15 protein-coding genes and 1 pseudogene are annotated in these 23771 nt (G+C 70.1%); 6 read left to right on the top strand and 10 right to left on the bottom strand.

The window, feature by feature from the left end; translation table 11 throughout:
- Positions 1–64: 64 nt before the first annotated feature.
- The gene (locus tag GTY56_RS04520; RefSeq protein ID WP_161362696.1) at positions 65–754 is read left to right on the top strand and encodes a TetR/AcrR family transcriptional regulator; all 690 of its coding nucleotides are present in this window, start codon (positions 65–67) and stop codon (positions 752–754) included.
- A gap of 192 nt (positions 755–946) precedes the next feature.
- Here the strand turns inward: GTY56_RS04520 and GTY56_RS04515 are convergent, their stop codons facing one another.
- The 9 genes and pseudogenes from GTY56_RS04515 to GTY56_RS04475 all read right to left on the bottom strand — a co-directional run bounded on the left by GTY56_RS04515 (position 947) and on the right by GTY56_RS04475 (position 15443).
- A complete protein-coding gene (locus GTY56_RS04515) occupies positions 947–1303 on the bottom strand; it encodes a 5-carboxymethyl-2-hydroxymuconate Delta-isomerase (protein WP_161362695.1) in 357 nt (118 codons plus the stop codon).
- A gap of 30 nt (positions 1304–1333) precedes the next feature.
- Positions 1334–2938, bottom strand: a complete 1605-nt coding sequence (locus tag GTY56_RS04510) for a fused response regulator/phosphatase (protein ID WP_161362693.1) — start codon at positions 2936–2938, stop codon at positions 1334–1336.
- Positions 2939–3028: 90 nt separating this feature from the next.
- Positions 3029–8425: a pullulanase-type alpha-1,6-glucosidase gene (gene pulA, locus GTY56_RS04505; RefSeq protein WP_161362691.1), complete on the bottom strand. Its 5397-nt coding sequence runs from the start codon at positions 8423–8425 to the stop codon at positions 3029–3031.
- Positions 8426–8551: 126 nt separating this feature from the next.
- A pseudogene (locus tag GTY56_RS04500) lies at positions 8552–8704 on the bottom strand (short-chain dehydrogenase); the annotation flags it as partial.
- Between the two features lie 58 nt (positions 8705–8762).
- Positions 8763–10136 carry an alpha-amylase gene (locus GTY56_RS04495; RefSeq protein ID WP_161362689.1) on the bottom strand — a complete coding sequence of 458 codons (1374 nt, stop codon included), beginning with the start codon at positions 10134–10136 and terminating at the stop codon, positions 8763–8765.
- Positions 10137–10255: 119 nt separating this feature from the next.
- Positions 10256–11983, bottom strand: coding sequence for a glycoside hydrolase family 13 protein (locus GTY56_RS04490; protein ID WP_161362837.1), 1728 nt, complete (start codon positions 11981–11983; stop codon positions 10256–10258).
- A gap of 144 nt (positions 11984–12127) precedes the next feature.
- On the bottom strand, positions 12128–13039 hold the full coding sequence (locus tag GTY56_RS04485; protein WP_161362687.1) for a sugar ABC transporter permease: 912 nt from the start codon (positions 13037–13039) through the stop codon (positions 12128–12130).
- A gap of 13 nt (positions 13040–13052) precedes the next feature.
- Positions 13053–14057 carry a carbohydrate ABC transporter permease gene (locus tag GTY56_RS04480; protein WP_161362685.1) on the bottom strand — a complete coding sequence of 335 codons (1005 nt, stop codon included), beginning with the start codon at positions 14055–14057 and terminating at the stop codon, positions 13053–13055.
- 117 nt (positions 14058–14174) lie between these two features.
- Positions 14175–15443 (bottom strand): extracellular solute-binding protein, encoded by a 1269-nt coding sequence (locus GTY56_RS04475; protein WP_161362683.1) that lies wholly within the window; start codon positions 15441–15443, stop codon positions 14175–14177.
- Positions 15444–15829: 386 nt separating this feature from the next.
- Here GTY56_RS04475 and GTY56_RS04470 point away from each other — a divergent pair, with 386 nt between their 5' ends.
- Together GTY56_RS04470 and GTY56_RS04465 are read left to right on the top strand one after the other, a co-directional pair.
- Complete coding sequence (locus GTY56_RS04470; protein WP_161362682.1) at positions 15830–16864, top strand: substrate-binding domain-containing protein; 1035 nt, start codon at positions 15830–15832, stop codon at positions 16862–16864.
- Between the two features lie 93 nt (positions 16865–16957).
- Positions 16958–17863 carry a phosphatase PAP2 family protein gene (locus tag GTY56_RS04465; protein WP_161362680.1) on the top strand — a complete coding sequence of 302 codons (906 nt, stop codon included), beginning with the start codon at positions 16958–16960 and terminating at the stop codon, positions 17861–17863.
- Here GTY56_RS04465 and GTY56_RS04460 read toward each other — a convergent pair.
- On the bottom strand, positions 17842–20850 hold the full coding sequence (locus tag GTY56_RS04460) for a bifunctional [glutamine synthetase] adenylyltransferase/[glutamine synthetase]-adenylyl-L-tyrosine phosphorylase (protein ID WP_161362678.1): 3009 nt from the start codon (positions 20848–20850) through the stop codon (positions 17842–17844). The genes GTY56_RS04465 and GTY56_RS04460 overlap by 22 nt on opposite strands.
- Before the next feature lie 334 nt (positions 20851–21184).
- On the opposite strand from GTY56_RS04460, the gene GTY56_RS04455 reads away from it, so the two are divergent.
- The 3 genes from GTY56_RS04455 (at position 21185) to GTY56_RS04445 (ending at position 23745) form a co-directional block, all read left to right on the top strand.
- Complete coding sequence (locus GTY56_RS04455; RefSeq protein WP_161362676.1) at positions 21185–21631, top strand: VOC family protein; 447 nt, start codon at positions 21185–21187, stop codon at positions 21629–21631.
- Positions 21632–21695: 64 nt separating this feature from the next.
- Positions 21696–22319, top strand: a complete 624-nt coding sequence (locus GTY56_RS04450; protein WP_161362674.1) for a VOC family protein — start codon at positions 21696–21698, stop codon at positions 22317–22319.
- Positions 22320–22497: 178 nt separating this feature from the next.
- The gene (locus GTY56_RS04445; RefSeq protein WP_161362671.1) at positions 22498–23745 is read left to right on the top strand and encodes a hypothetical protein; all 1248 of its coding nucleotides are present in this window, start codon (positions 22498–22500) and stop codon (positions 23743–23745) included.
- The last annotated feature ends 26 nt before the right edge of the window (positions 23746–23771 follow it).

Genomic DNA, 23771 nt, shown 5'->3' with positions numbered 1-23771 from the left:
GCCGGGGACGCCCCGTGATCGATCCGGCCCGTTCGAGGCCGGAATCGATCGGTAAGGTGTTCGCATGACTATCGGGGTTCGCCGCAGAATGGGAGTCGAGGAGCGGCGGCAGCAGTTGATCGGCGTCGCCCTCGAACTGTTCAGCCGCCGCTCGCCCGACGAGGTCTCCATCGATGAGATAGCGTCGGCCGCCGGCATTTCCCGCCCGTTGGTCTACCACTACTTCCCCGGCAAACTCAGCCTGTACGAGGCCGCGTTGCAGCGGGCCTCGGACGATCTGGCGGCCCGCTTCGTGGAGCCGCACGAGGGTCCGCTGGGGGCGCGGCTGCTGCGCGTGATGCACCGCTACTTCGACTTCGTGGACGAGCACGGGCCCGGTTTCTCCGCCCTGATGCGCGGCGGTCCGGCGGTCGGCTCCTCGACGACCAACGCGCTCGTCGACTCCGTACGGCAGGCCGCGTATGTCCAGATCCTTTCGCACCTGGGCGTGACCGATCCGCCCGCGCGCCTCGAACTGGTCGTCCGTTCCTGGATCTCGCTCGCCGAGTCGACGGCGCTGATCTGGCTGGACGGCCGGCGCATCCCGCGCGAGGAGCTGGAACCCCAGCTCGTCAATGACTTCGCGGCGCTCGCCGCGGTCAGCGCCGCCTACGACGAGGAGATGGCCGCGCTGCTGCGCGAGATCGTCAAGGACGAGCCGGCCGACGGCCCGTTCGCGCATCTGGCCGGCCGGCTCATCGCCCTGGCGGGCTGAGCGGGCCCAGGGTCTGTCGTTTGGATCACGCCGCAGACGCGGGGCCTGGCACGCGCATCTGCCGCGTTGTCGTCACTCGCCGACGCTCCGCGTCGACTCCCTCCTCCGCCTTGCAGCTACACGCACCAAGCCCCGCTCACCGGCATCGAGAAGCACCGCCGTTGCCCTGCGGCCTGATCCGAACGACAGACCCTAGCTCTCGGACTTGGCGTACGACGGGTCCAGGTCGCGGACCTCGGCGGAGGCGTGCAGCGCGCGCCCTCCGGCGGGCTTGAGGTGGGTCCGCAGCAGCTCCAGCGCGGCCTGGGTGAGCCGGGCCTTGGTCTCGTCGGTGCGGCCGGCGAGGAGCGCGATGTGGACGTGCACATGGGCGTGCCCCTCGGTCTCGGGGCCGACCACGATGTCCTCGGTCGGACGGAACCGGCTCTTGCACGCCGCCGGCTTGGCGGCCGCGATCTCGACCGTCGCCTCGTGCAGCGCCTTGGCGAAACCGGGCCGGTCGAAGTCGCCGGCGAGGTCGGCGGAATAGTCGACGGTGATCTGCGGCATCAGTACTCCTGTTCTGGGCGGCCAACGGGCTCACCCTAGCCGCAGGGCCAGCATCGCGATGTCGTCCTCGGGGTCGCGGCCGAAGCAGCCCAGCAGCACGTCGCAGAGGGTGTCGAGGTCGGGCGGGGCGTCGGCGGCGGCCGTGCGGAGCTGGTCCATGGAGGTCGTGATGGGGGTGCCGCGGGTCTCGATGAGGCCGTCGGTGACCATGAGCAGGCGGTCGGTGCGGTGCAGTCGGCACTCGGTCGCCGGGGGCCGCTCCAGGCCCAGCCCGAGCAGCGGACCGCAGGCGTCGGCGTACCGGGCGTCGCCTCCCGCGCGCAGGATCAGCGGCGGGATGTGGCCGGCGTTGGCGATGCGCACCCGCCCGCTGCCGGGGTCGACCAGGGCCAGGCACACGGTGGCCGTAACGTCGGGGTGGTACTCCTGGAGCATCCGGTCGAGCCGCGTGGCCAGCACGACCGGGTCGCTCTCGTCGACGCAGTAGGCGCGCAGGGCGTGGCGGATCTCGACCATGACGGTGGCCGCGTCCAGCGAGTGCCCGACGACGTCCCCGACCGCGGTGAGGATCCCCTCGCGGGTACGCAGGGCGGCGTAGAAGTCGCCGCCGATCTCGGTCTGCTCGGAGGCGGGCACGTACCGGACGACGATGTCGACGCCGGGCAGGTGCGGCAGCTTGTGCGGCCGGGGCAGGAAGCTGCGCTGGAGGGTGAGGGCGACATGCCGCTCCACCTGGTACATCAGCAGCGGTTCGGCGGCGAGCGCGGTGGCCTGGGCGAGGCGGGCGCGCAGTCCGTCGTCGGCGGGGTCGCCGACCGCCGTGCGCCGCACGGGCGTGGCGAGGCACACCGTCGTCCGGCCGTCCTGGGCCGTCGCCACGGTCACGCGGGCATCCTCCTCGACGCCCGGACGGAAGACCCCGGCCGGCCACAGCGGCGCGGGCACGACGGTGGTGTGCACGCCCGTGCGTCCCTCCGCGAGCCGGGTGACCAGCCGTGCCGCCACCTGGTGGGCGTCGTCGTCCGCGTCCGCGGGGCGGCCCCGGGCCGTGCCGCGGTACGGCTCGCCGTCCGGGCCCACGACGAACACCACGGCGGGTGAGGCGGTGAGGCGTGCGGTGCCCTCGGCGGCCGCGGTGGCCAGTTCCCGCGGACAGCGGGCCGCCTGCACGGTGATGACGGCCTCGGCCAGCAGCGTCAGCCGGTGCACGGCGGTCTCGGCGCCCGTGGCGCGCCGGGCCCCGCGTACGGCGGCCCGGACGACGGCCTGGATCTCCCGTGGTTCGGCGGGCACGGTCAGATAGGCGTCCCCGCCTGCGTCGAGACCCCGGCACCGGTCGCCGGGAGCGGTCGCGGCGGCCGAGAAGTGCACGACGGGCAGTGCGGCCATGGGCGGCTGGGCCCGGACCCGGCGGCACAGTTCGAAGCCGCTCATGTCGGGCAGGCCCACGTCGACGAGGGCCACGTCGGGCAGGGTGCCCTCCCGCAGCCGCACGTCGAGTTCGACGAGTGCCTCGCCGCCGCTGGCGACGGGCACGACCCGGTGGCCGGCCCGTTGCAGCACCGCGCCCATGGCGTAGCGGCTGGCCGCGACGTCGTCCACGACCAGCACGGTTGTGCCGGAGCTGTGCTGCATGCCGCTGGCGTGCCTCTCGGTGGCCTCTCGGGGCGCGTACGGGAAGGGGGCGGGCCGTGGATCACGGCCCGCCCCACCCAACGTAGTGCGCTATCCGGCGGCCCGGGTGAAGACGGCGACCGTGCGCCCCGGAACGGCGAAGGTTCCCGATTCGGCGGCGTAGGAGGCGGACTTGACGGTAGAGTCCGCGCCCGCCGCCTGGACCGGATGCAGCCGGTACCCCGCCCCGGCCAGTGCGGGCACGCGCTGCTCCTGCTTCTCCGGCGTGGCGTTGAAGACGACGACGAGGTCACCGAGCCGCATGGTGATCACGCCGGGCGTCTCGTCCGTGCCGGACAGCGGGAAGGACAGCCGGGACTGCACCTGTGCGGCCGTGCCGAGGGAGAAGTCCCGCTCGGTGCTCCGGATCCGCAGCAGGTCACGGTAGGCGGCCGAGGTGCCCTCGATCTGCTCGCAGCCCACCGTGACCTTGGTCAGCAGGGGCTTGGCATAGGGCCACTTGTCGGTGTTGTCCGCCGCCATGGGCAGGCCGCGGCCGAAGCCGTTGCCGTCCTCGCACCTCCAGTGGACGGCGTTGAACCAGTCGCCGCTGTCGTAGGAGTTGCGGTCCAGGGACTTGGAGCGCAGCAGGTCGGTGCCCGCCTGGGAGAGGGCCGGGCCCTGGGAGAGGGTGGCCGTCGCCATGGCCAGGACCTGCATCCGGGCCCGGTCGGCCGCGCTCGTCGAAGCGGACAGCTTGAAGGCGAGCGCGTCGAACAGGGTCTCGTTGTCGTGGGCGTCGGCGTAGGCGAGGGCGTCTCCGGGGGCGTCGGCGTACCCGGCGGGGGCGCCGTTGTAGTCGACCTCGGAGCCCTTGACCTCCTTGCCCGCGGTGTCGGTGAAGCGGTAGCCGGCGAGGTTGCCGGAGAGCCCGACCTTGATCAGATCCTGGTAGTGCAGCAGGCGGGCCTTCTGCTCGGCCTCGGTGCCGTTGTTCTTCGAGGAGTTGGGGTCGGTGTACAGACCGGACGCGAAGCCCTGGACGCCGGGGTCCTCGTCGAAGGGGCCGCCGCCGCGCACGGCGTCACGGGCGCGGTCGGAGAAGGTGGCGATGCCGGTGCCGGCCATGTTCTTCTGCGTGGCCTGGGGGAACCGGGCGTCGTCGGCGATCTCGCCGAAGTTCCAGCCCTCGCCGTAGAGGATGATCTTCTTGCCGTCGACGCCGTCCTTCGCGGGGGTCAGCGCGTCGAGGGCCTCGCGGACCGCGAGGATGTTGGCCTTCGGGTGGTGGCCCATGAGGTCGAAGCGGAAGCCGTCGACCTTGTACTCCTTCGCCCAGGTGACGACCGAGTCGACGACGAGTTTGCCCATCATGGCGTTCTCGGTGGCGGTGTTGGCGCAGCAGGTGCTGTTCGCGACCGAGCCGTCGGCGAGGAGCCGCTGGTAGTAGCCGGGCACGATGCGGTCCAGGACGGAGGTGTCCGCCTGGCCGCTCGCCGCGGTGTGGTTGTAGACGACGTCCATGACGACCCGCAGGCCGTCGTCGTTGAGGGCCCTCACCATCTTCCGGAACTCGACCGTGCGGGCGGTGCCGTCCGGGTCGGTGGCGTAGGAGCCCTCGGGGACCGTGTAGTGGAACGGGTCGTAGCCCCAGTTGTAGGCGTCCTTCGCGGCGATCTTCCCGACGCACTCCTGCTGCTTGTCGGAGTCGGCGGGGAAGGAGGCCAGGTCGCAGTCGGTCTTCGCCTGGTCGGTCTTCCTCTCCGGGATGGTGGCGATGTCGAACGCGGGCAGCAGGTGGACGTACGAGGTGCCCGCCTTCGCCAGCTCGCGCAGGTGCTTGCTGCCGTCACTGGCCTTGTCGGTGAAGGCCAGATAGGTGCCGGGGTGCTTCGCCGTGCGGTCCTCGACGGAGAAGTCCCGGATGTGCAGCTCCTGGATCTGGGCGTCCCGCAGCGGCACGGCCTTCGGCTTGGTGTACGCCGACCAGCCGGTGGGCTTGAGCGCCTTGTCGTCCAGGTCGACGACGAGGCTGCGCTTCGAGTCGGCGGTGAGGGCGACGGCGTAGGGGTCGGTGACCTTGTTGGTGACGACCTTGCGGACGCTGGGCGCCCAGACCTTCACGACGTACCGGTAGGGCTTGCCCTTCCAGGACTTCGGGCCGGTGACGGACCAGACGCCGGTGCCGGCGTCACGGCGCATCGCGGTGGTGGAGTCGCCGATCTCCAGGGACACCTGCTGGGCGGTCGGCGCCCACACGGACAGCGTGGGGCGGCCCTTGTCGAACGTCGGCCCCAGGTCGGCCCCGGTGGCGCCGGAGTACAGGTCGTCGAGGACACCGGCGATCTGGACGCCGGTCGCCGCGAGCACCGCTCCGTTCACCGCGTGCTGGGTGGCGACGACCTGCCCGCGCAGGGCCTCACGGACCCGGTCGCGGTCGCGCGGGTCGACGGTCCAGGCGTCGTACTCCTTCAGGTGCGGGAACTTCGCCTGCTGGGCGTCGGTCAGCTCGCTCCTCGACAGGCGCAGCCACGTGGCGTCACCGGTCAGGGCGCCGTCCTTCACGGCGATCGAGCCGTCGCGGGCGTAGAGCAGCTGGGTGGAGGCGGCGGCGTCGGAGCCGTTCCAGGCGAGGGTGTTCCGGTCGATCCAGACGGCCTTGGAGGTGGTCAGGTCGAGGGCGGCCGCGCTGCCCGCGGGCTGCGGGAGCAGGTACTTCTCCTGGCCGCTCACCAGCCACACCTCGGGGCCGTTCGCCTTGAGGTCGAGCGACTGGTCGGTGGGCAGGTCCTTCTCGTCGCCCTTGTGCAGGATGTAGCTGAGGCTGGTGGCTCCGTCGGTGAGCGGTACCTCGAAGACTGCGCCATAGGAATCAGTCTTGACCGGTTCGAGGGGCTTCGACCACTCGGTGGGGTTCGCGGCGCCGGTCCAGACGTGCAGACCCCAGCCGTCGTACGTCCCGTCGGCCCGGTGGTAGTGCAGGACGGCCTTGCTCTTGTCGGGCGCCGGGTACTCGGGCCGCTCGGTGGTGACGGTCTCCTTGCCCTGCTCGATCCAGATCTCGCCGGTCTTCGTGACGTCGATCGTGCGGTCGGTGGCGACGTCCTTTGTGCCGTCCTTGTCGATGACGAGGAAGCCGACGTTCGAGGCGCCGGGCTTGAGCTTGACCCAGGCGAAGGCGCCGTAGGCGTCCCGGCCGGTGAAGGGGTGGCTCTTCGGCCACTCGGTGGCCTCGCCCTCGGCCAGGTCGCCCCAGGCGTACAGGCCCCAGTCGGCGTAGTCCCCGTCGGCGCGCTTGTAGTGCACGATCGCGTAGTCGCGCGAGGAGGCGGTGGGCGGCTCGGGGGCGGGCGGGGTGCCGGTGGTGGAGGCGGCGAGGGCGCTCGCGGTGCGGCCGGCCGAGTCGACGACGACGGCCTTGTAGCGCAGGGCCGTGCCGGGCGCCACGTTCTTGCCGATGGTGTGGGTGACCTTGTAGGGGGCGTGGTCGGCGGAGCCGAGGGTCTGCCACCTGCCGTTGCCGGTCTGCGCGGCGAAGACGACACGGTTGAGCTGTCCGCCGCCCGTGTCGGCGGTGACCTCGACGGTTCCCGTCGCACCCGGGGCCGGGGCCTTCAGGGTGATCGTCGGCGCGGTGGCGGGCTCGGCGAGCCTGCCGGACGCCTTGAGGACGATCGCCGAGCCGGCCGGGACGGTGACGGTGAGCTTCCTGTCGCCGTCGCTCTTCGGGGAGGCGCTGGTGCCGTGGATGCCCTTGAAGGTCATGCCGGCCGAGCCGGTCGGGAAGGTCGCCGTCTTCGCCTCGCCGGCGTTGTTGAAGGCGACGACGTACTCGGTGCCGTTCTTCGCGTCGGTGCGGGAGAAGGCGTAGACGCCCGGTCCGTCGGCCGCGTACCGCTGCTGCTGGACGCCGTCGGTCAGTGCCGGGTTGGCCTTGCGGAGCTTGGCGAGGGCACTGATCTGTTGGTAGAGCGGCGCCTTCATGTCGTAGGCGTCCTCGGCGTGGGTCCGGTCGGTGCCGATACGGTCGTCGTCGAGGTAGTCGGCGGTGCGCGAGGCGAACATGGTCTGCCGGGCGTCCTTGTCACCGCCCGGGCCGGTGAAGCCCTGCTCGTCGCCGTAGTAGACGACGGGGTTGCCGCGGCTGAGGAACATCAGCTCGTTGGCGAGTTTGTCCTTGGCGAGGAGCTCGGCGTCGGTGGCCTTCGGGTCGTCCTGCTTCAGGAAGGACCCGATCCGGCCCATGTCGTGGTTGCCGAGGAAGGTGACCTGCTCGTACGCGTTGGCCTTGCCGGTCGTGTACTTGTAGTCGTCGCCGAAGACACCGGCGAGCTTCTGCGCGCTCGCGCCCTGCGAGGCGTACTGGCGGGCCGCCTCCTGGAAGGGGAAGTCGAGCGTGGCGTCGAGGCGGCCCTGGGTGACGTACGGCGAGGTGACGTCCGTGTCGGCCGAGTACACCTCGCCGAACATGAAGAAGTCGTCCCGGCCCCGCTTGGCCGCGTAGGCGTCGAGGGCCGTGGCCCACTGGGTCCAGAACTCCATGTTGACGTGCTTCACGGTGTCGATCCGGAAGCCGTCGATGTCGAAGTCCCGCACCCAGCGCTGGTAGATCTTCTCCATGCCGTCGACGACCTCGGGCCGCTCGGTCCACAGGTCGTCGAGGCCGGAGAAGTCGCCGTGGGTGGAGCTCTCACCGGCGAAGGTGGAGTCGCCGCGGTTGTGGTACATCGTCGGGTCGTTGAGCCACGACGGCACCTTGTTCTTCTTGGTGACCACCGGGGTGCGCGGGAAGGAGTCCCGGTCGACCGCGGGGAAGCCGCGCCGCCCGTCGGCGTAGTCGGCGTCGTCGAAGGGCACGCCGTCCTTCGTCAGGTACGGGAAGGCGCCCTTGGACAGGTAGTCGTAGGACTTCTCCTCGTAGTCGACGACGTCCGCGGTGTGGTTGGTGATGACGTCGAAGAAGACCTTCATGCCCTTGGCGTGGGCCTTGTCGATGAGGGTTTCCAGGTCCTCGTTGGTGCCGAAGTGCGGGTCGACCTGGGTGAAGTCGGTGATCCAGTAACCGTGGTAACCGGCCGAGGCGTTGGCCCCGGTGCCCTGCACGGGCCGGTTCTTGAAGATCGGGGCCATCCAGAGGGCGGTGGTGCCCAGGCCCTTGATGTAGTCGAGCTTCTTGGTGAGGCCCTTGAGGTCGCCGCCCTGGTAGAAGCCCTTGTCGGTGGGGTCGTAGCCGGTGGCGAGGCGGGAGCCGGTCAGGCCGCCCTTGTCGTTGCGCGGGTCGCCGTTGGCGAAACGGTCCGGCAGGACGAAGTAGAACTGCTCACGGGTGGCGTCGTGCCGGGCCGGCTCGGCGGCGAGCCTGGCGTCGGACGGGGGCGGTGGCGGGGTGTCCGCCCGCGCCGCGAGGGGCTGGACGAGCGCTGCGGCCAGCGCGGTCACGGTGACCGCGGCGACCCGTCCGGTACGGGCAGTTCGGCGCCTCGACGGCACCGGCCATCTCGGTATCAAGACGTGGACTCCTTGCGACGTGCGGCTCTTGAGGTCCGACCCCGCGCGACCGTATCGCCGCCGCAACTCTTACAGCAAGAGTCCTGAAAGCATCAGAAAGGAATTTCAGAACACCCGAGGGGCCCCTCAGGCCGCCATCAGCGCCGCCAGGGCGCGGCCCATCGCGGCGTTGAACTCTTCCGGCGCCAGCGGCAGACGGGACTTGACGTCCCGGTTCCACTGGTCGGCGAGGACCTCGGCGGAGCCCGCCTCGACACCGTCGAGGGCCGCGTCGGCCACGAGGCCTCGGTGACGCCCCTCGGAAGAACCGGCCGAGGGGCGTCAGCCGACGTGCAACTCAGCAGCTCGACTTGCCCGCGTAGATCGCGAGGGCGGTGTTGGAGCCGAGGGTGGCCGTGAACTGCCCGCCGGCGTTCACCGTCACCGTCCTGCTGTTCTGCACATCGCAGTACGTCCCCGCAGGCAGCGACGTCTGATACGTACGGCTCAGCGAACCCGGCTCGTGGTTGATGGCCACGAAGCCCTTGCCGCCCCGGCCGAACGCGATGGCGTCGCCGCCGTTGTCCCACCAGTCGGTGACGGCCTGACCCCGGGTGGCGTTGCGGAAGCCGACCATGGACCTGATCTCCGGCCAGTTGTGCTGGCACTTCCAGCCGTCCTGCCAGCAGGCGTTCACCTGGCCGCCGTTCGGGGGGCCGGCGTCGTGGTCGGAGAACTCGTAGCCGGAGTTGATGTCCGGGGCGCCGTAGGGCCAGGCCAGCATGAAGACGTTGGCCAGGGTGTAGGTGGCGTTGTCCTTGTAGCTGAGGGTCGAGCCGTTGCGCTCGGTGTCGTGGTTGTCGACGAAGACGCCCGACACACCGCTGCTCATGTAGCCCCAGCCCTCGCCGTAGTTCTTCAGGTAGGCGAGGTTCTCGTTGGTGAAGACCCGCTTGAGGTCGTAGGCGTAGCGGAACTCCTGGACGTCTCCGTTACTCGTGTATTCGGTGGGCTGGACCGCCTCGCCGGAGCCGTGGATGACCTCCTGCTTCCAGTACACCGACGGGCTGTTCAGCCGGGACTTGATGTTCGCCAGGTCGGCTGCGTCCATGTGTTTGGCCGCGTCGATGCGGAAGCCGTCGACACCGAGGGAGAGCAGGTCGTTCATGTAGCCGGCGATCGCGCCGCGGACGTAGTTCTCGCCCGTGTCGAGGTCGGAGAGGCCGACCAGTTCGCAGTGCTGGACGTTCCAGCGGTCCTGGTAGTTGGTGATCTGGCCCGTGCAGTCGTCGAAGTCGGGCGCCGAGTAGAGGCCGGGGTAGTTGTACTTCGCGTACGACGAACCGCCGGTGCCGGTGCCGTTGCCGGCCGCCATGTGGTTGATGACGGTGTCCACGACGACCTTCACACCGGCCGCGTGGCAGGTGTTCACCATGTTCTGGAACGCCGCGCGGTCGCCGAGCCGGCCGGCGATCTTGTAGCTGACCGGCTGGTACGAGGTCCACCACTGCGGGCCCTGTATGTGCTCGGCGGGCGGGGAGACCTGGACGTAGCCGTATCCGGCGGGCCCGAGGGTGGTGGTGCACTCGCGGGCCACCGAGGCGAAGTTCCACTCGAAGAGGACGGCGGTGACGTCCTTGGTGCCAGGTGGGGAGGCCTGTGCACCAGTCGGGGTCATGACAACCGCAGCCGCGGCGAGCGCGACGGCGGAGGCGAGGTATCTGCGTGCCATGTGGGGTTTCCTTCTTCGTTGAAGGTTCTTGCTGCAAGGTTCAGAAACCTTGCGGTGACGCAGATAGTAGAGGCCCGCCGCCCGAAAGGGCAGCGGGCCGTACGAAATTCAAAGGAAAGTCAGGCGCGGGCCTCGGCGGTCGCGGTGGTCCACCACACCGTGGTGTCGGCCGGCACCTTGGCCTCGTCGTCGACCTCGACGATCTCCCCGCTCGCCACCAGCACCCGGCCGTACGCCGGCATCGCCACGGACTCGCCGGTGGTGTTGGCGACGCACACGAACTCCCCGCGCCGGAAGGCCAGCACGCCCTCGGGCGCCCGCAGCCACTCCACGGACGTGCCGGCACCGAGGTCGGGCTGCTCGCGCCGCACACGGAGCGCGGCCCGGTACAGCTCCAGCGTCGAACCGGGCACGCCGGTCTGCGCCTCGACGCTCAGCTCGCCCCAGCCCTCCGGCTGCGGCAGCCAGCTGCCCCCGTCGCCGAAGCCGTACGACGACCCGGTCCTGGTCCACGGGATCGGCACCCGGCAGCCGTCGCGGAAGCCGTCCTGGCCCGCGCCCCGGAAGTACGCCGGGTCCTGGCGCACCTCGTCCGGCAGGTCGACGACGTCGGGCAGTCCGAGCTCCTCGCCCTGGTAGACGTAGGCCGAGCCGGGCAGCGCCAGCATCAGCAGGCTCGCGGCCCGGGCCCGGCGCAGGCCGAGTGCGCGGTCTCCGGCCAGGCGGATCTGTGTGCCGAGACCTGCCGGGTTGGCGAAGCGGGTGGCGTGCCGGGTGACGTCGTGGTTGGACAGCACCCAGGTGGCCGGGGCACCGACCGGACGCATGGCCTCCAGGGTGCGGTCGATGACCTCGCGCATCTCGGCCGCGTCCCAGTGGGTGCTCAGGTACTGGAAGTTGAACGCCTGGTGCAGCTCGTCCGGGCGGACGTAGTTGGCGGTCCGCTCGATCGTCGGCGTCCACGCCTCGGCGACGAAGATGCGCTCTGGGGGTACCCCCTGCACGGAGTGCTTGGGGGAGTACTCGTCCAGGATCAGCCGCCACTGGCGGTAGATCTCGTGCACGCCGTCCTGGTCGAAGAACGGCATGACATCGTTGCCCAGCAGTTTCACCTGGTCGTGGGATCCAAGGTCGGGCAGCCCGTCCGCCTTCACCAGGCCGTGGGCGACGTCGATGCGGAAGCCGTCCACGCCCATGTCCAGCCAGAAGCGCAGGATGGAGCGGAACTCGTCGCCGACCGCCGGGTGCTCCCAGTTGAAGTCGGGCTGCTCGGGGGCGAAGAGGTGCAGGTACCACTCGCCGGGCGTGCCGTCGGGTTCGGTGACGCGGGTCCAGGCCGGGCCGCCGAAGATCGACTCCCAGTCGTTGGGCGGCAGTTCGCCGTTCTCGCCCTTGCCGGGACGGAAGTGGTAGCGGTCCCGCAGCGAGGAGCCCGGGCCCTCGGCGACGGCCCGCTTGAACCACTCGTGCTGGTCGGAGGAGTGGTTGGGCACCAGGTCGACGATGATGCGCAGGCCCAGCGAGTGGGCGTCGCGGATCAGCGCGTCGGCGTCCAGGAGGTTGCCGAACATGGGGTCGACAGCGCGGTAGTCGGCGACGTCGTAGCCGGCGTCGGCCTGCGGCGAGGCGTAGAAGGGGCTGAGCCACACGGCGTCCACGCCGAGCTCGCGCAGGTACGGCAGCCGGGTGCGGACACCCTCCAGGTCGCCCATGCCGTCGCCGTTGCTGTCGGCGAAGCTGCGCGGGTACACCTGGTAGATCACCGCGTCCCGCCACCAGTCGCGGCGCTTGGCGACGGCCGTGGCGGACGTGGGGGTGGGGGCAGGTGCAGCTGAGTGCTGGCTCATGTCGTCCTTGATGCGTAACAGGATGTCGGTCATGGAAGGCGTGGGTGGGGTGACGAGGCGGCCGCGGCACAGCGGGGTCGGATGGGCGCCGCGGCCGCCTCGGGCTGGTGGAGGCCGTTCGGCGACGGCCCGGAGGGCGCCGGATCAGCCCTTGGTGCCGCCGGCGGTGAGCCCGGTCACCAGGTTCTTCTGCACGAGGTAGAAGAACGCGGAGACGGGTATCGCGATGAGCACCGCGGTCGCGGCCATCAGGTTGCGCTGGGCGTCGTGCTCGCTGATGAAGCTCTGAAGGCCGACGGCGAAGGTGTACTTCTCGTCGTCCAGCATGAAGACGGTGGCGAAGGCGACCTCACCGAAGGCGGTGATGAAGCTGTAGAACGCGGCCACCGCCAGACCGGGCCGGGCGAGCGGCAGGATCAGCCGGAAGAACGTGCCGAAGGGCGTCAGTCCGTCGACGCGGCCGGCCTCGTCGATCTCGAACGGGATGGTGTCGAAGTAGCCCTTCAGCAGCCAGGCGCAGTAGGGCACCGCGGTGGAGCAGTAGACCAGGACCAGGCCGAAGTAGGTGTCGACGAGTTGCAGGCTCGACAGGATCTGGTACATCGGCACGATCAGCACGGCGATCGGGAACATCTGCGTGCACAGCAGGACCCACATGAACTTCTTGTAGCCCGGGAAGCGCATGCGGGACACGGCGTACCCGGTCGTGGCGGCGATGACCACTCCGATGACCGTGGTTCCCAGGGACACGATCAGCGTGCTCTGCAACCAGTGGAAGAAGGCGGTCTCCTGCAGCACGAAGCTGTAGTTGTCCAGGGTCATCTTCGACCAGATGCCGCCCGGGTGCAGGTAGTCGTCCTTGTCCGGGCCGAGGGACAGGAAGACCAGCCAGGCGATCGGGAAGAGCGCGATCAGGCTCGCGATGATCAGCAGGCCGTGGGAGAGGAGGCTCCCGGCCGCGCCGCGGCGGCCGCGCCGGCGCACGGGGGCGGGCGCGGGGGCGACGGCGGGGACCGGGGCCCCGCCCGCGGACTGCTGGACGGTCGTGGTGCTCATGGGGACTCCTGCCTCAGATCGCGAGCTGCTGCTCATCGCGGTTCAGCCAGCGGCGGTAGAAGGAGGTGAAGACGATCAGGATGCCGAGCAGCAGGATGCCGTAGGCGGCCGACTGCGCGAAGTCGCGCGGCTGCTGTCCGAAGCCGAGCTGGTAGGCCCAGGTGACGAGGATCTGCGCGTCCGGGGCGGTGTTGCCGAACAGCAGGAAGATGATGGCGAACTGGTTGAACGTCCAGATCACGCCGAGCAGCACCACGGTGGAGCTGACCGACCTGAGGCCCGGCAGGGTGACGTAGCGGAACTGCTGCCAGCGGCTGGCGCCGTCCATCTCGGCGGCCTCGTAGAGGGAGGAGTCGATGGACTGCAGGCCACCCAGCAGGGAGACCATCATGAACGGCACGCCGCACCATGTGTTGACCATGATCGCGGCGAAGCGCTGCCAGAAGGTGTCCTCCAGCCACGCCGGGGTCGGCAGGTGCAGCGTCTCCAGGCCGGAGTTGATGATGCCGGAGTCGGCGAGCATGAAGCGCCAGCCGAAGACGGTGACGAAGGTCGGCACGGCCCACGGCAGGATGAGGATCAGCCGGTAGAAGGTGCGCCCGCGCAGCTTCTGGTTGAGCAGCAGCGCCAGGCCCAGGCCGATGGAGTAGTGCAGGGCGACGCACAGGGCCGTCCACACGATCGTCCAGATGAAGTGGGACCAGAAGCGCTCGTAGGCGGTCTCGCCCCACAGGATGTCGGCGTAGTTGTCGAAGCCGATGAACTTGTAGGTGGCCTCGATCTCGTTGACGCCGATCGTCCGGGCCGTGTTGAGGCTGGTCGCGTCGGTGAGCGTCAGGTAGAAGCCGTAGGCCAGGGGGTACAGCACGAGCACGCCGAGCACGACGGCCACGGGCGCGATCATCGCGTAGGCGTACCAGTGCTTCTGGTAGCTGTGCTTGAGGCGCCGGCCCAGCCCGGACCGGGGACCGCGGTCACCGCTCCGCTTGCCGGTCGCTCGGTCGATGGCGACTGTCATGTTCGACAACCTTCTTCGCGAACTGGAGATCAGCTGGAGATCGAGGGGTACGGCACACAGGCCGACGGCCGCCGGATCCTTCCCCCTCTGTGCTGGAGGATCCGGCGGCCACAGGGCCTACTTGCTGTAGTCCGGGAGCAGCTTGGCGATGGAGGTCTCGGCGCTCTTCAGCCCCTCGTCCAGCGACTTCTTGCCACCCGCGATCGCGAGCAGCTCGTCGTCCAGCGGCGTCCACAGCGAGCTGTACTCGGGCAGCTCCGGCCGCGGCTGGGCGGCGGCGAGGACGCCCTGGTAGCCGGCGATGCCCGGGTCGGCCTTGACCTCGTCGGTGTAGGCGTCGTCGCGCGTCGGCAGCGTGTTGTTCTTCAGCGCGATGGTCTCCTGGGCCTTCGCCGAGGTCATGAACTTCACGAACTTCAGCGAGGCCTCCTGGTGGGCCTTGTCCGAGCCCGCGTAGACCGAGAGGTTGTGGCCGCCGGTCGGGGCGCCCGCCTTGCCGGCGGAGCCGGCCGGGACGGTGGCGATGCCCAGGTTGGCCTTGTCCTTGAACGCCGAGCCCTTGTAGAAGTTCGTGATCTCCCACGGGCCCTGGACGATCGAGGCGACCTTGCCGCTGACGAACGCCTCCTGGATGTGGGCGTAGGCGTCGGCGGTGGTGTCGGCCTTGTGCAGGCCCTTGCCCTTGAACAGGCTCAGCCAGGTGCCGTAGGCCTTCTCGGCCGCGGGCGAGGTGACCGTGATCTTCTTGGCGCCGACGTCGACGGTGTCGGCGCCCTCGCCGTAGAGGAAGGAGTGGGCGTAGTAGGACTGGGTCGAGCCCCAGTAGCCGTCGACGCCGGTCTTGTCCTTGATCGTGGCCGCGGCCTTCTTCAGGTCGTCCCAGGTCTTGGGAGCCTCGACGCCGGCCTTCTCGAACAGGGCCTTGTTGTAGACCAGGGCGAGGGTGTCCGTGGTGAACGGGACACCGTAGGTCTTGCCCTCGTACTGGGCCTGCTTGATCAGGTTGGACTTGAACTTGTCCTGCTCGGCGAGGGCGTCGGTGCCGTCCAGCGGCAGGAAGAAGCCCTTCTTGGCGAAGGCGGGGGTCCAGCCGACCTCGGAGCGCAGCACATCGGGGGCACCCTTGGAACCGGCGGCGGTGTCGAACTTGTTCTGCGCCTGGTCGAAGGGGACGTTGACGTACTTGACCTTGACGTCCTTGTTGGCGGCCTCGAACTCCTTGACGAGGGCCTTGTAGGTCGGCGCCTCGTTGGTGGCGTTGGAGGTGTCCCACCAGGTGATGGTGACCGGGCCGCCGGCCTCGTCGCCGCTGTCGCTTCCGCCGCACGCCGTCGCTGCCAGGGCGAGGGACGCCACCAGCGCGGTGGCCGCTATGCCACGCCGCATGAGTTCTCCTTGAGGGTGAAGCCCGTTGTGCTGCCGACTGCGCCGTTGGCCGCCGGGCGTCGGTGACATTAACCGCGTCGCAACGTGTTGCGAAAGACCTTGCAGCAAAAAGTTGCAAGAGGTGCGGATGGTTATCCCGCCGTGACCTCCCCTCGATCGCCCTGAAGCCTTGATACGGCTGATCGACGGGGAGTCGGACAGCTGTGCAAGACTCTGCAAGCACTTGCCATCCGTTTCCGCCGGGGGAATCATCCGTTGCGGAGCGGACGCCGACACGACCTCAGGGGACCGCGATGACCAAGCAACCCGCAGCGGGCCGGGCGCCGGCCCGCGCCCGGCGTCCCGTCGGTGTGCAAGCGGAAGTCCGGCCGCTACAGTCCAGTGCTGTGACCACACGGCTTGCGGACATCGCTTTGCAGGCGGGGGTGAGCGAAGCGACCGTCAGCCGCGTCCTCAACGGGAAGCCGGGCGTCGCCGCCACGACCCGCCAGTCCGTGCTGGCCGCCCTCGACGTGCTGGGCTACGAACGCCCGGTGCGGCTGCGGCAGCGCAGCGAGGGCCTGGTCGGCCTGATCACGCCGGAGCTGGAGAACCCGATCTTCCCGGCCCTGGCCCAGGTCATCGGCCAGGCGCTGACGCGGCAGGGATACACGCCCGTGCTGGCCACCCAGACCCCGGGCGGCTCGACCGAGGACGAACTGACCGAGATGCTGGTGGACCGCGGGGTCGCCGGCATCATCTACGTCTCCGGGCTGCACGCGGACACCACCGCCGACATGCAGCGCTACGACCGGCTGCGCGCGCAGGGCGTGCCCTATGTCCTGGTCGACGGTTTCTCGCCGAAGGTGCAGGCGCCGTTCATCTCCCCCGACGACCGGGCGGCGATGAGCCTGGCCGTGACGCACCTGGCGTCCCTCGGGCACACCCGGATCGGACTGGCGCTGGGGCCCAAGCGGTTCGTGCCGGTGCAGCGCAAGATCGAGGGGTTCGTGCGGGCGGTGCAGGAGCAGCTGGGCCTGGCCGCCGAGACCGTCGAATCGCAGCTCGTGCAGCACTCCCTGTACACGCTGGAGGGCGGACAGGCCGCCGCGACCGCCCTGATCGAGCGGAACTGCACGGCCGTGGTGTGCGCCAGCGACATGATGGCGCTGGGCGCCATCCGGGCGGCCCGGCAGCTCGGTCTGGACGTGCCCAAGGATTTCTCCGTGGTCGGTTTCGACGACTCCCCGCTGATCGCGTTCACCGACCCGCCCCTGACGACCATCCGCAAGCCGGTCCCGGCCATGGGCCAGGCCGCCGTGCGCACGCTGCTGGAGGAGATCGGCGGGACGCCCGCGCCGCACAGCGAGTTCGTGTTCATGCCGGAGCTGGTGGTGCGCGGTTCGACCGCCTCGGCCCCGGGGGAACGCGGTCGCTCCTGAGGCCTTCCGCCTGATTCAGCCGTAGAACATGCGGCTCGTACGAGGCCGCGGGATGATCGGTGGGTAAGTCCTTTTCTGGCAGACTTTGCGCCTATGGGTGAAACGACCGTGACGAAGCCGGAGGGCCTGGAAGCGGCCCTCCCGGACCCTGTTGCGGCCGATCCGGGGCCTGGTCCGCTGCGCAGACTGCGCACCCCGCACCGGCCCCGGTTCTGGTTCGAGATCCTGCTGATCGCGGTGAGTTACTGGACGTATGCGCTCGTCCGCAACGCCGTGCCGGAGCAGAAGGCCGAGGCGCTGCGCAACGCCGACTGGATCTGGCGGGCCGAGCACCACGTGGGCATCGCCGTCGAGGAGTCGGTCAACCACGCCGTGAACTCGGTGCATTGGCTCATCGTCGGGATGAACTACTACTACGCGACGCTGCACTTCATCGTCACGCTGGGTGTCCTGGTGTGGCTCTACCGTCGCCATCCCGGCCGTTACGCGGCGACCCGGCTGGTGTTGTTCGCGACCACGGCCGTCGCCCTGGTCGGTTACTACCTGTATCCCCTCGCGCCCCCGCGGCTGATGACGGGCGGCGGCTTCATCGACACGGTCATGGTCCACCAGACCTGGGGTTCGATGGCGTCCGGCGACCTGAAACACATGTCCAACCAGTACGCCGCGATGCCGTCGATGCACATCGGCTGGTCCGTGTGGTGCGGCCTGACGATCTTCGCCCTGGCGCATGTCCCCTGGGTGCGGGTGCTGGGCCTGGTGTACCCCGCGCTGACGCTGGTGGTCATCGTCGCCACGGCCAACCACTTCTGGCTGGATGCGGTCGGCGGCGTGCTGTGCCTGGCCTTCGGGTTCACCGTGGCCCGGCTCTGGTACGGAAGGCAGCCGTACGCACTGCCCCGGACGGTCCCGGCCCGCGGGCGGGACGCCGCCCGGGAACGGGGGGACGGCGGGCCCGGGGCGCGGACCGGCGGGCCTCAGCGCTCGGCGGCTCCGTAGAACAGTTCCTCCATCACGCCCCGCGCCCGGCGCGCGGTCCGCCGGTAGCCGTCGAGCATGTCGCCGACGTGGCCGGGGCCGTAGCCCAAGTACCTTCCTACGGCCGCCAGTTCCCGGGGGTCGGAGGGGAAGGTGTCGCCGGCCCGGCCGCGGACCAGCATCACCGCGTTGCGGACCCGGGTCGCGAGGACCCAGGCCTCGTCGAGGGTCGCCGCGTCCTCGTCGGTGATCAGCCCGGCGGCGCGGGCCGCGGCCAGGGCCTCGCGGGTGCGGGTGGTGCGCAGTCCCGGCACCGCCGATCCGTGCCGCAGCTGCATCAGCTGCACGGTCCACTCCACGTCGGACAGGCCGCCCGGACCGAGCTTGGCGTGCAGCTTGGGATCGGCGCCGCGCGGCAGCCGCTCGGACTCCATGCGGGCCTTCAGCCGGCGGATGTCGCGCACGGCCTCGTCGGTGAGCCCGTCCGCCGGGTAGCGCAGCGGGTCGATCAGCTCGATGAACCGGTGCCCCAGGTCCGCGTCGCCCGCGACGGGCTCGGCCCGCAGCAGCGCGTGCGACTCCCACGTCAGGGACCAGCGGCGGTAGTACGCCGCGTACGACGTGAGGGTGCGCACCAGCGGCCCGGACTTGCCCTCCGGGCGCAGGTCGGCGTCGATGAGCAGGGGCGGGTCGGCGCTCGGGATCTGGAGCAGGCGGCGCATCTCGGAGACCACCTTGTTGGCCGCCTGGGCCGCCGTCCGCTCGTCGACGCCGTCGCGCGGCTCGTGCACGAACAGCACGTCCGCGTCGGAGCCGTAGCCCAGTTCGTGGCCGCCGAACCGGCCCATGCCGATGATCGCGAACCGGGTGGGCAGGTCGTCCCCCCAGTTGTCCCGCACGACCGCGCGGAGCGTGCCCGCCAGGGTCGCGGCGGTCAGATCCGACACCGCGCCGCCGACCCGGTCCACCAGGGCGCCCTGATCGGCCTCGGCGGGCTGCTCCTCGGTGCCGTAGGAGCCGACGATGTCGGCGGCGGCCGTGCGGAACAGCTCCCGGCGGCGCACCCCGCGAGCCGCCGTGACCGCCTGCGCGGCGCCGTCGGCGCGTTTCACGGCGGCGAGTATCTCCTGCTCCAGGTGAGCGCGCGGCCGGGGTTCCAGACCGCCGCCGTCCCCGTCTCCGAGCAGCGCGACCGCCTCCGGGGCGCGCATCAGCAGGTCGGGCGCGAGGCGGCCGGCGGACAGCACCCGGGCGAGGTTCTGCGCGGCGGCGCCCTCGTCCCGCAGCAGCCGCAGGTACCAGGGGGTCTTGCCGAGCGCGTCGGACACCTTGCGGAAGTTGAGCAGCCCCGCGTCCGGGTCGGCCGAGTCGGCGAACCAGCCGAGCAGCACGGGCAGCAGGGTGCGCTGGATGGCGGCCTTGCGGGTGACGCCGGAGGCCAGCGCCTCCAGGTGGCGCAGGGCTGCTGCCGGGTCGGCGTAGCCGAGGGCGACCATGCGTTCGCGGGCCGCCTCGGTGCTGAGCCGGGCCTCGCCGGTGGCGAGCTGGGCGACCGCGTCGAGCAGCGGCCGGTAGAAGAGCTTCTCGTGCAGCCGGCGTACGACGCCCGCGTGCCGCCGCCACTCCCGGTGCAGGTCGGCGACCGGGTCCGTGCGCAGGCCGAGGGAGCGGCCGATGCGGCGCAGCTCGGCCTCGTCCTCGGGGACGAGGTGGGTGCGCCGCAGCCGGAACAGCTGGATGCGGTGCTCCATGGAGCGCAGGAAGCGGTAGGCGTCGTCGAGCTGCGCCGCGTCGGACCGGCCGACGTAGCCGCCGGCGGCGAGGGCCTCCAGCGCGTCCAGGGTCGTACCGCTGCGCAGGGAGGTGTCGGCCCGGCCGTGCACCAGCTGGAGCAGCTGCACGGCGAACTCGACGTCCCTGAGGCCGCCCGGGCCGAGCTTCAGCTGGCGGTCGACCTCGGCGACGGGGATGTTCTCCACGACCCTGCGGCGCATCTTCTGCACGTCGGGGACGAAGTTCTCGCGCTCGGCGGCCTTCCACACCAGGGGCTGGACGGCGGCGACGTACTCCTCACCGAGGTCGAGGTCGCCGGCCACCGGGCGGGCCTTCAGCAGCGCCTGGAACTCCCAGGTCTTGGCCCAGCGCTGGTAGTAGGCGAGATGGCTGGAGAGGGTCCGCACGAGGGGGCCGTTCCTGCCCTCGGGGCGGAGGTTGGCGTCGACGGGCCAGATGGAGCCCTCGACGGTCGTCTCCGAGCAGATCCGCATCATGTGCGAGGCGAGCCGGGTCGCGGCGCGTACGGCCTTGGTCTCGTCGGTGCCCTCGGTCGCCTCCCCGACGAAGATGACGTCCACGTCGGAGACGTAGTTCAGCTCGTGGCCGCCGCACTTGCCCATCGCGATGACCGCGAGGCGGCACTGCTCGGCGTCCTCGGGCGCGGCCGCCCCGGCGATGGCGAGCGCGGCGCGCAGGGTGGCGGTGGCGAGGTCGGCCAGCTCGGCGGCGGACTCGGCGACGCCGGTGGTGCCGCAGACGTCCCGGGCGGCGATGGACAGCAGACAGCGCCGGTAGGCGACCCGCAGGGAGACCGGGTCGGTGGCCTCGGCGAGTCCCGCCTCGAACTCCTCCACCCCGGGGTGCAGGTCGTACGCCTCGTACATGACGAGCGCCTGCCAGTCGTCCGGGTGCCGGGTGAGGTGGTCGGCGAGGGCGGTGGAGGCACCGAGGACACCGAGGAGGCGGTCGCGCAGGGGCTTGGCCGCGATCAGGGTGTCGAGCAGTTCCCGGCGGGCGCCCGGGTTCTGCTGGGCCTCCAGCAGCCGGACGAGGCCGAGCAGCGCGAGATCGGGGTCGGCGGTGGCGCCCAGCGCCTCCAGCAGCACGGGGTCGTCGCGCAGGGGCGCGAGCTCCGGGCTGTCCAGGAGCCGCTCGGCGGCGGACGCGTCGGTGAAACCGTGCCGCAGCAGCCGCGTGAAGGTACTGCTCCTGCGCCCCGGCGCCGCCGTCATCCGGGCCTCCCTCGCACTGTTCCTCGGACATGCATCGGATCAAGGTCGTACGGCTTTGAGCCTAACCGCACGGGCCGGGGGAAGCGCCGGGGAGTTCGGCAGGCGGACGGGTGCGCGCGTGGCCAGGTGGACTGGCCACGCGGGGGGAGGCACGGTACGGCGGTTGGCGGTGCTCCGGGGGACGCGAGGGCCATTTCCTCCCCGGCACGCGTCCGGTGGCCGTCCACTCGGTGGCGCCGCCCGGCATTTTCGGCTTCGGTGAGAGAGCCGTTCAGCCGGCTTCAGCCGGACCCGGTGATCGGTTCCCGTAAGGCCGGACGAAGGAGTCATGCCCATGGACATCACCCTGGAAGTCATTCCACTGCCCGTGTCCGACATCGACCGCGCCCGGGACTTCTACCGGGACAAGGTCGGTTTCCACGTGGACATCGACCAGGAGGTCATGCCCGGGATGCGGATCGTCCAGCTGACCCCTCCGGGTTCCGGGTGCTCGATCGCCCTGGGCGAGTCGATCTGGGAGATGACGCCCGGCCCCACCCCCGCCCCGGGCTCCTACCAGGGTCTTCAGCTGTGCGTCGCCGACATCAAGGCGGCCCACGCGGAGCTGGTCGCCCGCGGCCTCGACGTCTCGGAACCGGTCCAGTACTCCCCGGACGACGGCGCCACATTCATGCACTTCCAGGACCCGGACGGCAACGGGTGGGCGGTCCAGGAGTACCGGCGCCGGGCCACCGAGCCACTGCACCAGTTGCTGGCGGACCTGAAGCGGCAGCAGGCCTGAGGCCCCGGGGAACCGGTCAGGAATCGAGAAGCACGGCTCCCGGAGCGCGATTAGCGTCGTTGTCATGACGTCCATCGCATCCGTCACCCTCGAGGTGGCCGACCCCGCCGCCGCCGAACGCTTCTACGCCACCGCCTTCGGTCCGGGCGACCGGCTGCGCCTGCGGGCGTCGGAGGCACCGACCTCCGGCTTCCGCGGGTTCACGCTGTCACTCGTGGTCGCCCAGCCGGCCGATGTGGACGCGTTCTTCGAGGCGGCCGTGCGGGCCGGGGCGACGCCCCTGAAGCCCGCCGCCAGGTCGCTGTGGGGCTACGGGGGCGTCGTCCAGGCCCCCGACGGGACCATCTGGCAGCTCGCCTCGTCGTCGAAGAAGAACACCGGCCCGGCGACCCGGCAGATCGACGAGTTCGTCCTTCTCCTCGGCGTCGAGGACGTGAAGGCCAGCAAGCGGTTCTACGTCGAGCACGGTCTGGCCGTGGGGAAGAGCTTCGGCGGCAAGTACGTCGAGTTCGCCACCGGGGGCCCCGTGAAGCTGGCCCTGTACAAGCGCAGCGGCCTCGCCAAGGTCGCCGGCGTCTCCCCCGACGGCACGGGCTCCCACCGCCTGACCATCACCGGCGACGCCGGGCCGTTCACGGACCCGGACGGGTTCGCGTGGACGACGGCGTCGGAGAACGCGTCGGTGTGAGGGACAGGGCGGGTGGGGGACGCAGGTCAACATTTCCCTGACCACAGGCACCACCAGTTCCGTCATTATTGCCCGACCACCCCGATCCCACCACGGCTCACACCTGTTAGATGCAGAATGCAGCGCTCCGGCTGCGACCTTCTGGCGTGTCATTTTGTTCCTCGGTAAGATGCGCGACATGGGGATGCCCGCGCTCGCGTTGGACAATTCGACATTCATCAGCGCACAGGAGTTCATCACTGCGCAGAATCGGGGCGAGCGGAGTCCAGATCCGTTCGCACGTCAGTCCTACGTCGAGTTGGTGCAGTCCCTGATATTCCAGCCGGCGGTGCGGGTGATCCATCCGGTGCACCTCAACCCGACCTCCCAACAATTCGGCGACGAGCCCTACCTCTTACGACGTTTGCTGGAACTCAGGCTGGTCACACCGGTGCAGGTTTCCGCCGACTCGATGCAGCACCTTGCCGCCGCCGAATCGGATGTGCTCACCACTTTGCAGACACGCGGGGTGGACGCCATGCTCTCGTTTCTGCGGTCAATGGAGGATTGTGATCACGAGGCCGAGGCAGCAGGCCGTCCCGGTCTCCGGCGGAGAATCCTGCAATGGAACGATTTCCATCAGACGCAGATTCCTCACCATTTGGTCCGCGTGCCGACCACTGACGGAATCGAACCCGATCGGCTCGGCGAATGGGCCCGGGCGGCCTCCCTGGCCATCGGCGAACTGTTCCGACCCCTGATGCCGAGTGCGGTAGAGCCCTCGAACTTCATCGCGGCACTGGCGAGGTCCCTCCGCTACCAAGCCCGAGCCACGGTCACTGGTCACGCTTATCAACCCCACGGGCTCCGCAGGGATTTCGCCGTCACCAGCCAGATCCTGTCCGATGGCATGGATGAGGAGACGGCCGTGGACGTCATCAAGCTCATCAGGGGCATACATGACCGGTTGAGCGAGAACGCCGGACCCTCGCGTGCCCGCCACCTCGAGCTGCTTCGCCTCGAACTGCCCTTGGTGGGAGGCCGTCTATGGAATGCCGAAGAGGCCGGCCTGCGGACCGACCGGGAATGGATCGATCTGGTCTGTGACCGCATCATGAGTTACCGGGCGAAGGCCGGCCCTCTCCGTGAGCTGGTTCGTGGAATAAGGACCGAGGAAGACACCCTTCGTTTCCAACGTGGAATCGAGGAAGTCACCCAGCGGCTCAACGAGCGGCTCGGGCTGAGCACGGTCGACATCACCCCTCTTGAGGCCCAGCTTGCCGAAGGGGTTTCCTCCGTCGCATCGGCCGTGCCCGGGGTACCGACGGTAGGGGGTCTCTGGATTGGTGCTCGAGCGACCTTGAAGCGGTACGCATTCCGCGGAAACATCGCCCAGAAGTTTGTGTACCAAGAATATCTGAGCGCCTGGCGTCGCGCCAACAACTGAGCTCCATGGCAATTCCGCGGGGCCCG

Origin of the sequence: Streptomyces sp. SID5643 (assembly GCF_009872555.1) — a bacterium.
GTDB lineage: Bacteria > Actinomycetota > Actinomycetes > Streptomycetales > Streptomycetaceae > Streptomyces > Streptomyces iakyrus.
This window is presented reverse-complemented; position numbering and strand designations above follow the sequence as displayed.

What these genes read in the sequence shown, in the direction of transcription:
- GTY56_RS04480 (WP_161362685.1), bottom strand. Translation starts at nt 14,057, where the DNA reads ATGACAGTCGCCATCGACCGAGCGACCGGCAAGCGGAGCGGTGACCGC.
- GTY56_RS04510 (WP_161362693.1), bottom strand. Translation starts at nt 2,938, where the DNA reads ATGCAGCACAGCTCCGGCACAACCGTGCTGGTCGTGGACGACGTCGCG.
- GTY56_RS04450 (WP_161362674.1), top strand. Translation starts at nt 21,696, where the DNA reads ATGACGTCCATCGCATCCGTCACCCTCGAGGTGGCCGACCCCGCCGCC.
- GTY56_RS04455 (WP_161362676.1), top strand. Translation starts at nt 21,185, where the DNA reads ATGGACATCACCCTGGAAGTCATTCCACTGCCCGTGTCCGACATCGAC.
- GTY56_RS04460 (WP_161362678.1), bottom strand. Translation starts at nt 20,850, where the DNA reads ATGACGGCGGCGCCGGGGCGCAGGAGCAGTACCTTCACGCGGCTGCTG.
- GTY56_RS04490 (WP_161362837.1), bottom strand. Translation starts at nt 11,983, where the DNA reads ATGAGCCAGCACTCAGCTGCACCTGCCCCCACCCCCACGTCCGCCACG.
- GTY56_RS04520 (WP_161362696.1), top strand. Translation starts at nt 65, where the DNA reads ATGACTATCGGGGTTCGCCGCAGAATGGGAGTCGAGGAGCGGCGGCAG.
- GTY56_RS04485 (WP_161362687.1), bottom strand. Translation starts at nt 13,039, where the DNA reads ATGAGCACCACGACCGTCCAGCAGTCCGCGGGCGGGGCCCCGGTCCCC.
- GTY56_RS04495 (WP_161362689.1), bottom strand. Translation starts at nt 10,136, where the DNA reads ATGGCACGCAGATACCTCGCCTCCGCCGTCGCGCTCGCCGCGGCTGCG.
- GTY56_RS04475 (WP_161362683.1), bottom strand. Translation starts at nt 15,443, where the DNA reads ATGCGGCGTGGCATAGCGGCCACCGCGCTGGTGGCGTCCCTCGCCCTG.
- GTY56_RS04445 (WP_161362671.1), top strand. Translation starts at nt 22,498, where the DNA reads ATGGGGATGCCCGCGCTCGCGTTGGACAATTCGACATTCATCAGCGCA.
- GTY56_RS04465 (WP_161362680.1), top strand. Translation starts at nt 16,958, where the DNA reads ATGGGTGAAACGACCGTGACGAAGCCGGAGGGCCTGGAAGCGGCCCTC.
- GTY56_RS04515 (WP_161362695.1), bottom strand. Translation starts at nt 1,303, where the DNA reads ATGCCGCAGATCACCGTCGACTATTCCGCCGACCTCGCCGGCGACTTC.